The organism is Agrobacterium sp. 22-226-1 (genome assembly GCF_053522345.1).
The window spans coordinates 160,238-173,823 of sequence record NZ_JBNWCP010000002.1 but is presented as its reverse complement, the minus strand read 5'-3'; the positions used below and the strand labels follow the sequence as shown (position 1 = coordinate 173,823).

At 59.4% G+C, this 13,586-nt stretch carries 12 protein-coding genes; 8 read left to right on the top strand and 4 right to left on the bottom strand.

Translation table 11 applies throughout. The annotated features are described in order from the left end of the window. The 3 genes from ACQZ5K_RS03770 to ACQZ5K_RS03760 all read right to left on the bottom strand — a co-directional run bounded on the left by ACQZ5K_RS03770 (position 1) and on the right by ACQZ5K_RS03760 (position 3,051). Positions 1-891, bottom strand: coding sequence for a carbohydrate ABC transporter permease (locus tag ACQZ5K_RS03770; protein ID WP_004432873.1), 891 nt, complete (start codon positions 889-891; stop codon positions 1-3). An 82-nt stretch (positions 892-973) separates the two neighbouring features. Beyond that, on the bottom strand, positions 974-2,317 hold the full coding sequence (locus ACQZ5K_RS03765; RefSeq protein WP_080820849.1) for an extracellular solute-binding protein: 1,344 nt from the start codon (positions 2,315-2,317) through the stop codon (positions 974-976). A 260-nt stretch (positions 2,318-2,577) separates the two neighbouring features. Then, positions 2,578-3,051 carry a VOC family protein gene (locus tag ACQZ5K_RS03760; RefSeq protein WP_137004532.1) on the bottom strand — a complete coding sequence of 158 codons (474 nt, stop codon included), beginning with the start codon at positions 3,049-3,051 and terminating at the stop codon, positions 2,578-2,580. 274 nt (positions 3,052-3,325) lie between these two features. Here ACQZ5K_RS03760 and ACQZ5K_RS03755 point away from each other — a divergent pair, with 274 nt between their 5' ends. The 3 genes from ACQZ5K_RS03755 (at position 3,326) to ACQZ5K_RS03745 (ending at position 6,912) form a co-directional block, all read left to right on the top strand. Next, positions 3,326-5,110, top strand: coding sequence for a methyl-accepting chemotaxis protein (locus tag ACQZ5K_RS03755; RefSeq protein ID WP_137004531.1), 1,785 nt, complete (start codon positions 3,326-3,328; stop codon positions 5,108-5,110). A gap of 323 nt (positions 5,111-5,433) precedes the next feature. After that, positions 5,434-6,327: a transglycosylase SLT domain-containing protein gene (locus ACQZ5K_RS03750; protein ID WP_137005885.1), complete on the top strand. Its 894-nt coding sequence runs from the start codon at positions 5,434-5,436 to the stop codon at positions 6,325-6,327. Between the two features lie 171 nt (positions 6,328-6,498). Then, entirely contained in the window at positions 6,499-6,912 is a 414-nt protein-coding gene (locus tag ACQZ5K_RS03745; RefSeq protein ID WP_137004530.1) for a hypothetical protein, read from the top strand. Between the two features lie 36 nt (positions 6,913-6,948). On the opposite strand, the gene ACQZ5K_RS03740 is transcribed toward ACQZ5K_RS03745, so the two are convergent. Next, entirely contained in the window at positions 6,949-7,851 is a 903-nt protein-coding gene (locus ACQZ5K_RS03740; protein WP_137004529.1) for a hypothetical protein, read from the bottom strand. Positions 7,852-8,042: 191 nt separating this feature from the next. On the opposite strand from ACQZ5K_RS03740, the gene ACQZ5K_RS03735 reads away from it, so the two are divergent. From ACQZ5K_RS03735 to ACQZ5K_RS03715, 5 genes are all read left to right on the top strand, one after another. Further along, positions 8,043-9,023: a 3'-5' exonuclease gene (locus tag ACQZ5K_RS03735; protein WP_137004528.1), complete on the top strand. Its 981-nt coding sequence runs from the start codon at positions 8,043-8,045 to the stop codon at positions 9,021-9,023. Positions 9,024-9,205: 182 nt separating this feature from the next. Beyond that, on the top strand, positions 9,206-10,291 hold the full coding sequence (locus tag ACQZ5K_RS03730; RefSeq protein WP_137004527.1) for an ABC transporter ATP-binding protein: 1,086 nt from the start codon (positions 9,206-9,208) through the stop codon (positions 10,289-10,291). A gap of 30 nt (positions 10,292-10,321) precedes the next feature. Continuing rightward, positions 10,322-11,611: an ABC transporter substrate-binding protein gene (locus ACQZ5K_RS03725; RefSeq protein ID WP_137004526.1), complete on the top strand. Its 1,290-nt coding sequence runs from the start codon at positions 10,322-10,324 to the stop codon at positions 11,609-11,611. A 237-nt stretch (positions 11,612-11,848) separates the two neighbouring features. Beyond that, a complete protein-coding gene (locus tag ACQZ5K_RS03720) occupies positions 11,849-12,760 on the top strand; it encodes an ABC transporter permease (RefSeq protein WP_137005884.1) in 912 nt (303 codons plus the stop codon). Between the two features lie 4 nt (positions 12,761-12,764). Next, positions 12,765-13,583 carry an ABC transporter permease gene (locus tag ACQZ5K_RS03715; protein ID WP_004432890.1) on the top strand — a complete coding sequence of 273 codons (819 nt, stop codon included), beginning with the start codon at positions 12,765-12,767 and terminating at the stop codon, positions 13,581-13,583. The last annotated feature ends 3 nt before the right edge of the window (positions 13,584-13,586 follow it).

Sequence of the window (13,586 nt, the reverse complement as noted above, 5' to 3'; positions counted from 1 at the left end):
TCACTTGTAATGGACTTGCCGCTCGACGAAGCGGAACTGGATGAAGGTGAACACCATGATGAGGCCGATGAGGACGAGGCTCTGCGCCGAGGCGCCGGAATAATTCAGCCCCTCGAAGGCCTCGCTGACGATGCGGTAGACCATCACTTCGGTGGCGTGGTTGGGGCCGCCCTCGGTGGTGGAGGCGACGATGCCGAACGTATCGGCGCCGACGAAACCCTCGGTCATCATGATGACGGTGAGGAAGAACAGGGTGGGTGCAAGCAGCGGCACCTGAATGTCGATGGCACGGCGAATGGGCCCGGAACCGTCCATGGCGGCGGCCTCGGTCAGCGAACGCGGCACGGATTGCAGGCCGGCGAACAGGAAGATGAAGGTGTAGCCCGCCCATTTCCAGATGAAGATGACGATGACGAGGATGAGCGCGTGCTCGCCATATTTGGCCGGGTTCCAGATATCGGGCCACCAGGAATTCAGCGATGCGGCGATGCCGCGTTCCGGCGACAGGATGAAGCGGAAGGCCATGCCGGCGGCGGGACCGGCAATCGCATAGGGCAGGATATAAAGCACCCGGAAAAAGCCGGAACCGGGAAGCTGGCGATCGACCGCAAGGGCAAGCACAAGGCCGATGAGGATCGCGAAAAACGGCCCGGCGATCGCAAAGATCAGGCTGGTGAGGATCGACTGCCAATAAAGCGGATCGCCGAAGGTTTCGATGAAATTGGCCAAACCGACGAATTCCGCCTGGCCGCCGAAGGGCGGCTCCAGGGTGAATGCCCAGTTCAGCACCGCCGCGACCGGCCAATAGAAGAACAGAAGAATAAGCAGAAACTGCGGCAGGGCGAAGAGCACAGGCAGCCATGTGCTTTTGAAGACGGTACGCTTTTCCATTGGAGTCCGGCAGAGTTCGAGATTTCGGCGGGCCTGCCCGAACGACTGTCCGGACAGGCCTTTGACGGCGAGGAAAGAACGCTTAGTTCAGCTTGGCGCCTTCATAGGTCTTTTCGAAGCGGCGCAGGCCGGTGTTGGCGCGCTCGACGGCCTTGTCGAGTTCGGCCTGAATATCGGCGTTCTGCATGAAGATGGCTTCGAGCGAGGTGGCGACTTCCTTGCGGATCTGCGTGAAACCGCCGAGGCGGATACCGCGGGTATATTCGGAAGGCGGCGTAAAGGTCAGGCTTTCGATGGCCTTTTCGCGGCCCTTATAGGGAGCCTTGTCGTAAAAACCGTTGGCCTTCATGGCGTCGAAGCCGGTCTTGGTGACCGGGATGTAACCGGTGACCGTCGACCACCACTCAACCATATCAGGCTGGGCGATGAAGTTCAGGAATGCGGCAGCGCCCTTGTATTCGGCTTCCGGACGGCCGGCGAGAACCCACAGCGAAGCGCCGCCCACCAGCGAGTTGTGACGCTCGGTGCCCTTCCAGATCGGCAGCATGGCGACGTCCCACTTCACGCCTTCCGGCATGGACTTGCCGACGGTGCCGTGGTTGGCGATGGAGGTCATGAACATCTGGCAGGTCTGCGAGGTGAAGGCAGGCAGGATGTCCATGCCGAGCTGCTTGGTCTTGACGACGAACAGCTTCTCGTCCTGCATCTTCTTGAAGAATTTCACCTGGTCGACGAACTTGGTCTTGTTGATCGCAAGTTCCGCGTCGAGACCCTGATAACCGTTGGCCTTGGTGGCGATCGGCTGGTTGTGGATGGCGGAGAACTGCTCCATCAGCATCCAGGTGTCGAAGTTGAAGGCGAGCGGGCATTCGAAGCCGGCGGCTTTCAGCTTCTTCGAAGCTTCTTCGACCTGTTCCCAGGTGTCGGGTTTGAAGGTAATGCCGGCTTTTTCGAAAGCGTCGACATTGTAATAGAACATCGCGGTCGAAGAATTATAGGGGAAGGAGTTCAGCTCGCCCGAAGCCGTGGCGTAATAATTGGCGATGCCGGGGAAATAATTGTTCCAGTCGATCTTGTAGCCATTGTCGGCCATCAGCTTCTTGGCGGGAACGAAAGCCTTGGACAGCATCATGTCCAGCGTGCCGGCGTCATAAATCTGGGTGATGGCGGGCTGCTTCTTGGCGCGATAGGCGGCAATGGTATTCTGCAGGGTGGATTCGTAATCGTTCTGCGAGGTGCAGACGATCTCGAATTCGGCCTGGGAGTCGTTGAACTTCTTGCAGGTTTCCTGAACGCGGTCGCCGAGATCGCCGGAAAGGCCGTACCAGAATTCGAACTTGGTCTTTTCTGCCTGGGCAGCCGTGGCGCCGAAGGCGGCGGCGATGGCGACGCCGGCCACGAAGGAAGTCAAAGCGGAAGATTTCATGAGTTGAGCCCCGTTGATGGAATGATGGCCTGCTCGGCAAGGACCTCATGTCCCCGGCACGTAGCCACGGGCTCTGCTAACAGCCGTCTTTGACGGATGGCTTACAGTTTGTTGAACGTTTTATGATGACTGGCCGCGCAGCCCATTCTGCGCGGCGAAAAAAGTGCGACAAATGCGGAAAATCGGAATTTAATCTTGTTTATCAGGTGCTTCCTGTTCCCGGCTTGCGTCGCTACTTGCTGGTGAACAGCTTTCGCCAGTCAACCGAGACGTGCATTCTCGATGGCGGCGACGTCGATTTTCTTCATGTCCATCATCGCGTCGAAGGCGCGTTTGGCCTCCGCGCCGCCGGCGGCCATGGCGTCCATCAGCACGCGCGGCGTGATCTGCCAGGAGACGCCCCATTTGTCCTTACACCAGCCGCAGGCGCTTTCTTCGCCGCCATTGCCGACGATGGCGTTCCAGTAACGGTCGGTTTCTTCCTGGTCTTCGGTCGATATCTGGAACGAGAAAGCCTCGCTCTGCTTGAAGACCGGCCCGCCATTGAGGCCGATGCAGGAAACGCCTGCCACGGTGAACTGCACCGTCAGCACGTCTCCCTTCTTGCCGGAGGGATAGTCGCTCGGCGCATGGTGAACGCCGGTTACCGCGCTATCCGGAAAGGTTTCGGCATAAAATCTGGCCGCAGCCTCGGCATCCTTGTCGTACCAGATACAGATCGTGTTCTTTTTCATCTGTGTGTTCCTCCCAAATTGAAATCGTCGTCGTGGCGACGCGGAAATTCGCCGGCCATTGCCGGTTCCCCATTCGGTATAGAATGCGACCATGCGCCGAACGTTCCCAAAAAAGCGGCAGCGAGGGAACACCGGCAGGCAACACATTGCCACGCTATCTGCAACTTCAGATGACGAACATCAACTTTATCCTTAAATATTATTTAATAATGTAATCATAATATTCACGAATGATTTTGAATAGAAATCATCCCTTTTCACCGGAGAAACGCGCGTGAGTATTCTTGATCGTGGTGCCAATGCTTTCGCGGTTCTCGCCGCGCTTTCCAAATCCCAGGCCATCATTGAATTCGACCTTTCGGGCAAGATTCTCACCGCCAATGAGAATTTCTGCCGGGCGCTCGGTTATGAGCTTTCGGAAATCGTCGGCAGGCACCACAGCATGTTCGTGGAACCTGCGGTCGTGTCCTCGCAGGATTACAAGGCCTTCTGGTCCAAGCTTTCGGCCGGCCAGTTCGATCAGCGGCAATATAAGCGTATCGGCAAGGGCGGCCGGGAAGTCTGGATCGAGGCGTCCTACAATCCGGTGTTTCGTCGCGGCAAGCCGGTGAAGGTGGTCAAGATCGCCACCGATATTACCGACCGCAAGCTGAAGGCGGCGGAAGATGCGGGCAAGATCGATGCGCTCTCGCGGGCGCAGGCCATCATCGAATTCTCTCCGAACGGCGAGGTTTTGACGGCAAACGAGAATTTTCTGGCGGCGCTCGGCTATTCGCTGGCGGAAGTGCAGGGCAGGCATCATTCCATGTTCTGCGAACCGGGCTATACGCAGTCGCCGCAATATAAGCAGTTCTGGGAAAGGCTGGCCGGCGGCGACCTCGTGGCGGACGAGTTCATGCGGCTTGGCAAGGGCGGCCGCAAGGTCTTCATTCAGGCGTCCTATAACCCGATCTTCGATCTCAACGGCAAGGTGTTCAAGGTCGTCAAATTCGCGACCGACGTGACCGGCCGCGTCGAAAACGTCGAAAAGCTGGCGCAGTGCCTCACCGATCTGGCCGAGGGCGATCTTGCCCAGAGCATCGACAAACCCTTCATCCCCTCGCTTGAAAGATTGCGCACGGATTTCAACGCGGCTTCGGAAAAGCTGAAAAGGGCCATGACGCTGGTGTCTGAAAATGCCGGCGCCATTTCATCCGGTTCCAACGAGATCAGGTCCGCTGCCGACGATCTCGCCAGACGCACGGAGCAGCAGGCCGCCTCCATCGAGGAAACGGCAGCCGCGCTCGAAGAAATCACCACAGCCGTCAACGATTCAAGCCGCCGCGCCGAAGAGGCCGGCAAGATCGTCGCCCGTGCCCGTGACCATGCGGAACATTCTGGCCAGGTGGTGCGCGATGCGATCGGCGCCATGGACCAGATCGAAAAATCATCGCGCGAGATTTCCAACATTATCGGCGTGATCGACGAAATTGCCTTCCAGACCAATCTTCTGGCATTGAATGCAGGCGTGGAAGCCGCCCGCGCGGGTGAAGCGGGCAAGGGTTTTGCCGTGGTTGCGCAGGAAGTTCGCGAACTCGCGCAGCGTTCCGCAACGGCCGCCAAGGAAATCAAGAGCCTGATCAATGCCTCCGGCGCGCAGGTGGAAAACGGCGTTGGCCTCGTCACCAGGGCGGGTTCGGCCCTGCAGGAAATCGCCGAACAGGTGCGGGATATCAACACCAATGTCGTTGCGATTGTCGATGCGGCGCGCGAACAGTCCACGGCGCTCGCGGAAATCAATCAGGCGGTCAACACCGTCGATCAGGGCACCCAGCAGAACGCCGCCATGGTGGAGGAACAGACCGCCGCAAGCCACAGCCTTGCGCGGGAAGCGGCGGCCCTGTTCGAACTTCTGGGGCAATTCCGGTTCGAGGACGCCCCGCGCTCCTCCGCCTCTGCGCGCAGCGGCTTCGAGCAACAATCCGCGCCGGTGAGCTCGCATCGCAGCGCATCCCGCCCGCTTGCGGCGCGCGGTTCCGCCGCTGTCGCCGTCAAGCACGAGGAGTGGCAGGACTTTTAGAGTGAGGGCTCAGCAAGCCGAGCCAATCACGCCAACGTCATCCTCGGCTTGTCCCGAGGATCTGCAACATATTGATTTTATTCGACGTGATTAGATCCTCGACACAGGGCCGAGGATGACGCCGAGAGAATGTTGACCCTCCATTACTGACTTGAAAGGGGCTGCCCGCCATCCTCGCCCCGTCCGATAACGCCATCCATTCGATGTTCGATACGTGATGACAAGCCGGAAAGCTGGGCATATCTTCCGGATTGGCCGATAATCGTCACATCGCGTCTGGAGTTTTCGGGGATTTTCGCTTGGCAGGGATATCGACAAGCCGCATGGCTCTTGCCCTGTGTCTGCTGACCGCAACCTTCGGCGCGGCGCAAGCCGCAGAGCCCGCCGGGGAGAAAACCGCCTGCGCTTATACCCACGATGTCGCGCCGGACCTGTGCATCAATGCCGGCAGTTACAATAACGATCTTTGCCATGCCATCGAGGTGCTCGCCGCCCGCCATGCCGTTCCGCCGGATTATTTCGCCCGGCTGATCTGGCGGGAAAGCCTGTTTCGGCCGAATGCGGTCAGTCCGAAGGGGGCGGAGGGCATTGCCCAGTTCATGCCGGGAACGGCGCGGTTGCGCGGTCTCGAAGACAGTTTCAACATCATCGCCGCGCTTGAGGCGTCTTCCCGATATCTCTCCGAATTGAACGTGCAGTTCGGCAATTTCGGCCTTGCCGCCGCAGCTTACAATGCGGGGGAGGCGGGCCTGCGGAATTTCATCGCCAACGGCCGCCTGCCCACCGAAACCCGCGATTATGTGTTCGCGATCACCGGTTATCCGGTGGAGACATGGAAGGACAATCCGCCGGAAAAGGCGGCTCCGGCGCTGGATGACAACCGTTCCTTCCTCGATGCCTGCGTGCGTCTCGCCGACACCCGCACCATGAACGATCCCGTTCTCATTGCATCGGCCGACTGGGCGCCATGGGGCGTGCAGCTTGCGGCGCATTATAATCCGGCCGTGGCAAACCGGCTTTTCACCCGGGCGATCCTGCAGCTTTCGGAACCGTTGAATGTCGAGCGGGCTTTGATCGTGCGGCAGCGGGGCGGCAATTTCGGTTCGCGGCCGCGTTATGCCGCCCGCATCGGCCGGGAAACCAGAGCCGAAGCCAATGCGCTTTGTGGCGATATCCGGCGGGCGGGCGTTCCCTGCACCGTGTTCCGCAACAGGTAAAAACGGCGCGCGCCGGACCGGTAAATCGTCTCCCCGCGACAGGCTGATCATAAGAAGTTGATCGGCTTTGCGGCCATTCCATCTTTCCGTGCAAAATGATCGTGCCTAAATTTGCCCCGGGTGCTGGCCGACAACCGGAGCCGGTGACGTTTTGTAGGGAATAATCTGGAAATGAGATGGCTTGAAAGAGGATGTCTGGCGGCCGTGCTGGTCGTCGTTGCAGCGTGCACCAGTGCCGGCGAGACGGAGATTTCCCACACTGTCGCAGGTTTCGTGGGGCAACCGCGCGAGGCCGCAATCGCCCGACTCGGCCGCCCGAACAAGGTCATCATCGAAAACGGCGAAACCGAATCCTACTGGCTGAAAGTCGATAGGGAGATTTATGCCGGCCTCAGCAACAGGCGCGAAGTCAAGACCGTCGACGGGCAGGCGCAGGTCTCGGAAACCGAGGGCATGAAGATCAAGGAACATCGCCGCGACTGCATCATCAAGATAACCGCGGATGCCGCCTCCATCGTCAGGACAAGCGAGATCATCGGCAATCCGGCCAATTGCGAAAACCTTCTCGACAAGCAGGCTTCCTGAGGAACCGCTATCGCGGCCGTTCCGATTGCCGAAGCCTCAAAGCTCCATCTTGATGGTCAGCATATATTCGGTGCCCTTCGCCCGGTCACGCGTGCGGGAGACTTCAAGCGTGACCTTGTCCAGCTTGTGCCCAAGGGTTTCCTTGATCGTTCCTCCCGGCGTATCCTCGCGCCGGAACGAGGTGTCGCCGTAACCGACGCCGATTTTGCGGGTAATGGCGTTTTCCGTGTAGGTTCTTCCGAACATGGCGGAAGCCTGGCCGCTGCGCACCGTCGTTTCGAAGCCGCGGGATTCGATATCGCGATAGGCCGAGGCGGCAATCGCATTGTCCGAACTGCTATAGCTGCCGCCGGCGCTTATTCTGGCGAGGCGATGGCCGTCATGTTCCAAGGAAAAATTGCCGTCGGCCGAAGGTCCGAAACGACCGCCGTTCATGGCGTCCTTATAGGTGAAGCGGAAGCGGCCGCTGCGTGCGTCCACCTGATAATTATAGGAGGCGTCGCCGCTGCGGATCTGGATGCCCGGCGCCGGTTCGCTGCCCAGGATCGGCGAAACCTTGTCCGCGAACTGGAACAGGGGTTTGGTGACCTCTTCGAATTCCGACTTCGACAATGGCAGCGGCTTGCCATCCGGGTCGAACTTCCCGACCGCCAGGCACGGGCGCTGGTTGATGATGCTCTTCAGGGCAAAGACCGTGCAATTGTCGCTTGTCGTGCCGGCAATCGCGGCGTGGACGGAATTGCGCAGGGTGTAACTGCCGCAGCAGGAGAAGGCTTCGTTGTCGAGGCTCGCATCGCGTGTATAGCCGGTAAAGACAATGCCGCTCGCCCCGTTGGTAAGGCCTGCATTGGCGAAATGCGGCCCGCTCTGCAGCGGAAACAGTTTTAGCCGGCTCTGGTCAGCGAGCGTTTTCGGGTTGGAAGGCGATGGAAGCGGCATTCTTCTTCTCTCCTGAAACACGGGAACGGTGCGCTTTTTTTACCATCGTAAATTGAAGCCGCAACCCTTAACTGTACCCCGTGAGTTATGCCGTTTCTGTGGATGAGAGCGACCGCTGTTGTTACTGTGAGCCTGTGCGCATATGTTGGAATACTCAATCTTGATTTCCGGGCACGGCGGACAGGCACATAATGACCTCCCAGTTGGATTTTTTCGCACCCGCGGCAGCGCGGCTTTCGCAGGCTGAAAGAGGGCGAAAAGCGGGCGGTCGCGAAACGACCCAGAAGACCGGTACGGACGATGAGGCCCTTGCCGTACACCTTGAATCCACCGGCAATTATCGTGTCCTGCGTCGGCTGCAGCCACGCGCGGTCGTTGATCGGCCAAGGCCGGAATTTTCCCGCCAGGGTGTGATCCTCGATACGGAAACGACGGGCCTCGACCATCGCACGAACGAGATCATCGAAATCGGCGTCATCACCTTCACATTCGATGATAACGGCACAATCGGCGATGTCACCGGCATCTATGGCGGGTTGCGGCAGCCGGGTATCGCCATTCCCGAAGAGATCACCCGCCTGACCGGTATTACCGACGAGATGGTCGCGGGGCAGGCGATAGACATGGACCGGCTGACCTCCCTCATTGCCCATGCCGATCTGATCATCGCCCACAATGCCGGTTTCGACCGCCCCTTTTGCGAGGCCTTCTCGCCGATCTTCCGCGATAAGGCGTGGGCCTGTTCCGTTTCGGAAATAGACTGGCGCGCGCGTGGTTTCGAGGGCAACAAGCTCGGTTATCTGATCGGCCAATCCGGCTATTTCCACGATGGCCATCGCGCGGTGGACGATTGTTTCGCCCTGCTGGAAGTGCTGGAGCAGACGCGCCCCGGCCAGAGCAGCACGCCCTTTGCCGAACTCCATGAGGCGAGCCTGCGCTCAAGGGTGCGCCTCTATGCGGAAAACAGCCCCTTCGACATGAAGGATCATCTGAAAAAGAGGGGCTATCGCTGGTCGGACGGCTCCGATGGCCGGCCGAAATCCTGGTGGGTGGAGCTGCCGGAGGAAAAGCTCGAAGAGGAACTGCATTTCCTGCGGACCGAAATCTACCGCTGGGACGCCGATCCCACGGTCAAATATCTCACCGCTTTCGACCGGTTCAAGGCCGGTTGAAGCGCGGGGCATTCCGGGTTCGCAGATTGCATACAATTTCTACAATGAATCGAAAACAATCGCTGTAAAATTGGGCACGTCCGCGCACGGGTTTCCGGAGCGCATAAAAATATCATTTTACATCAATGGCTAAGCAGATTGGCACGCCTCCTGCATGACAAAGACGTCGCAGGAGAGTGTTTATGAGCAAAGCCGCAGCAATCGACATCGCGTCCGTATCCAAGATTTACGGCAACACCACCGCCGTGCATGCGATAAGCCTGAAGATTCCGGCCGGGAGTTATTGCTGCCTGCTCGGCCCGTCGGGCTGCGGCAAGACCTCGACATTGCGGATGATTGCCGGCCACGAAAGCATCTCCAGCGGCGATGTTCGGCTAGGCAATACAGTCGTCACCGATCTGCCGCCCGCCCGGCGCGGCACGGCGATGATGTTCCAGTCCTACGCGCTGTTTCCTCACCTCGATCTCATCGACAATGTCGCTTTCAGCCTCAAGATGAAGGGCGTGGACAAGGAAACCCGCCGGGCGAAGGCGCTCGAAATGTTGCGGCTGATGCAGCTCGAACCCTATGCCAGCCGCCGTCCGGCCCAGCTTTCCGGCGGCCAGCAGCAGCGCGTGGCGCTGGCGCGTGCGCTGATTACCGATCCCGAGGCGCTGCTGCTGGACGAGCCGCTTTCGGCGCTCGACCCGTTCCTCAAGATCCGCATGCGCGCAGAATTGAAGAAGCTGCAGACCTCGCTCGGCATCACCTTCGTCCACGTTACCCACAGCCAGGAAGAGGCCATGGCGCTGGCCGATATCATCGTCGTCATGAATGACGGCCGCATCGAACAGGCGGCCACCCCGCGTGAGGTGTTCGAGCGCCCGGCCACCGCCTTCGTTGCCCGCTTCATGGGCGACCACAATGTCATTTCCGGGCGTTACCGGGAAAAAACGGACGATTTCGTCACGCTCGAAGTGGCGGGCGGCGGCATTTTCACGGCAAGCGGCGTCGCCCCGGATGACGGCGCGGTCGATATCGCCGTACGCACCGACCGGGTGCGCGTCGGTGAAGCAGACCAGCCGGGCCTCGGTTTCACCGGCATCGTCTCGAATGTCGAATATCGCGGCGCAAGCGTGAAGATCGCCGTAACCGGCGCGGGCATCGAGGATTTCAACGTCATCCTCAGCGATGCCGCCTTCTTCGAAAACCCGGTCAGGACCGGAGACGCCATACCGCTTTCATGGAATGCGGCCGATGCCATCGTGCTCGGCCGGGTAGAGAAGTGACCCCAAAAATAACCAGAGGAGAACTTTGAAATGACCGATACCACCAACAGCAAAAAGGGCCTGTCCCGCCGCGGCCTCCTGAAGGCGGGCGCGGCCGCCACGGGTGCCGCGATCGGCTCCGGCCTCATCACCGGCTTCCCGACCATCTGGGCGCAGAACCCGATCACCATCCGCCAGTTCGGCACGGGTGTATCGAACCTCAACGCCATTGCCGAAAAGTGCAAGGCCGATCTCGGCATCACGCTCGAAATGACGGCGACGGACTCGGATGCCGCCGCCCAGCGCGCCGTCACCCAGCCGAATTCCTACGATATCGCTGACATCGAATACTGGATCCTGAAGAAGGTCTATCCGGCCGGCGTCATCCAGCCGATGGAAATCAAGAAGCTCAAATATTACGACAAGATCGTGCCGCTGTTCAAAAACGGCAAGCTGAAGCCGGACAGCGTCGTGGCGCAGGGCACGGCCCCGCACACGGTCGGTTTCGTCGAAAAGCCCGGCGACAAGAAGTTCGCCAAGGGCGAGACCGATTATTTCACCATGGTCCCGACCATCTACAATGCCGATACGCTTGGCATCCGCCCCGATCTCGTCGGCCGCGATATCTCCAGCTGGGCCGATATCATGGACCCGAAGTTCAAGGGCAAGACCTCCATTCTCAACATCCCCTCCATCGGCATCATGGATGCGGCGATGATCATGGAAGCCATGGGCAACATCAAATATGCCGACAAGGGCAACATGACCAAGGAGGAGATCGACAAGACCATCGACTTCCTCATCAAGGCCAAGAAGGACGGCCAGTTCCGCGCCTTCTGGAAGAGCTTCGACGAAAGCGTCAACCTCATGGCGTCGGGAGAAGTCATCATCCAGTCCATGTGGTCGCCTGCCGTTGCGGCTGTCCGTTCCAAGGGCATCGCCTGCAAATACCAGCCGCTGAAGGAAGGCTATCGCTCCTGGGGCGGCGGTCTCGGGCTTGCGAAGCACCTCTCGGGCGCGAAACTCGATGCGGCCTATGAATATATCAACTGGTACACCTCGGGCTGGGTCGGCGCTTACCTCAACCGTCAGGGTTATTATTCCGCCGCCATGGAAACGGCCAAGGAGCACATGACCGCCGACGAGTGGGGTTATTGGGTTGAAGGCAAGCCGGCGCAGGGCGATATCATCGCACCCGACGGCAAGGTCATGGAAAAGGCCGGCGCCGTGCGCGATGGCGGCTCCTTCGAGGAACGCATGGGCAAGGTCGCGTGCTGGAACTCCGTCATGGATGAAGACCGCTACATGGTCCGCCGCTGGAACGAATTCATCGCGGCGTGATGTAAAAGACAGGACCGGTAGCGGCTTGTCGTCACCGGTCCTGAAAGCGGCAGTCGCCCAAACCTCTCCTCCGCCATCCTCGGGCTTGGCCCGAGGATCTAACGAACCACCACATCGGACGTGGTTAGATCCTCAGGTCAAGCCCGAGGATGACGTCGAGAGTGCGGAGGACTTGTCAACATGCTCGCTGGCGGCATCGCCGTCGGTGCTTCAGCAAATCCAGCGAAAGGCTTCATGATGGTGACGGTCAGACTCATCGGCGTCAGCGACAAAAAGGACAGGCCGCCCCGCAGCTTCGCGCTGCCGCAAAAGCTCGTGTCCTATGTTCAGGCCGCTCCGCTTTTGCTGATCCTCGGCTTTTTCCTGGCTCTGCCGATCCTCATGATCGCCATCGTTAGCTTCTGGGATTACGATTTCGCCCAGATGTATCCGGATTTCGTGACGTTCAACTATCTGGAAACGCTCGGCTCCTGGGTCACTTGGCAGACTTATCTCAACACCCTGAAATATGCCGCCATGGTCTGGGCGATCACGCTGTTCTGCGGTTTCTGGGTCGCCTATTTCCTTGCCTTCCACATCCGCACCACCACCATGCAGATGGTGCTGTTTCTCGTCTGCACCGTGCCCTTCCTGACGTCGAATATCATCCGCATGATTTCCTGGATTCCGGTGCTTGGGCGAAACGGCCTCGTCAACAGCGCGCTGGTTGGCACCGGCATCATTCCCGAACCGATCGAATGGCTGCTTTATTCGGATTTCGCCGTCGTGCTGGCCATGGTGCATCTTTATACGCTGTTCATGGTCACGCCGATCTTCAACACGCTGATGCGCATCGACAAATCGCTGATCGAGGCGGCGCGTGACGCCGGCGCGACGGGCTGGCAGACGCTCAGTAACGTCATCATTCCGCTTGCCAAGCCCGGCATGGCGATTGGCAGCATCTTCGTCGTCACGCTGGTCATGGCCGATTTCTCAACGGTTCAGGTCATGTCCGGCGGTCAGAGTGCCTCGGTGGCGCTGATGATGAAGAACCAGATGTCGCTGCTGCAATATCCGGCCGCCGCTGCGAACGCCGTCATCCTGCTCATCCTCGTTCTTCTGATGGTCGCGGGCATCCTGCGCATCGTCGATATCCGCAAGGAGCTTTGATCCCATGCATCAGGAAAAACGCGGTCGCGAATTCTACATCCTCGCCTTCTTTTTCGCCCTCTTCGTGCTGTTTCTTTACGGTCCGCTGTCGGCCATCCTCATCCTCGCCTTTCAGGGGCCGAATGGCGGCCTGACTTTCCCGCTGAACGGCGTTTCGCTGCACTGGTTCGGCAATCTCTTCGAACAGCAGGCCGTCGGCGATTTCGGCGGCTCCTTCCGCCGTTCCTTCGCTCTTGGCCTGATGGTCATGGCCGTTACCGTGCTGGTTTCGCTGCTGGCGGGCCTTGCCTTCCGGCGCAAATTCATCGGTGCGACGCCGTTGTTCTATCTGTCGGTCGCAAGCCTCGTGGTGCCGTCGATCATCATTTCGCTTGGCATCGGCGTTCTGTTTCAGCAGCTCGGGCTGGAGCCGTCATGGTATACGTCCGCCTTCGGTGCGCATCTCACCTGGACGCTGCCTTTCGGCGTGCTCATCATGCTGGCCGTCTTCAACCGCTTTTCGCCGTCCTATGAGGAAGCGGCCCGCGATCTCGGCGCGTCTTCCTGGCAGACCTTCGCCCATGTGGTGCTGCCGATGATCGCGCCGAGCCTGATCGGCGTCGGCCTCTTCGGCTTCACGCTTTCTTATGACGAGTTCGCCCGTACATTGATGACGTCAGGGACCTACAACACGCTGCCGCTGGAAATCTACGGCATGACCACCAATGTCACGACGCCGGTGCTTTATGCGCTCGGTGCTGTTACAACCCTGTTTTCCTTCCTGGTGATCGCGGCCACGCTCGGCCTGATCGTCACGCTCAATCGCCGCCATTCACGCGGATAAAGA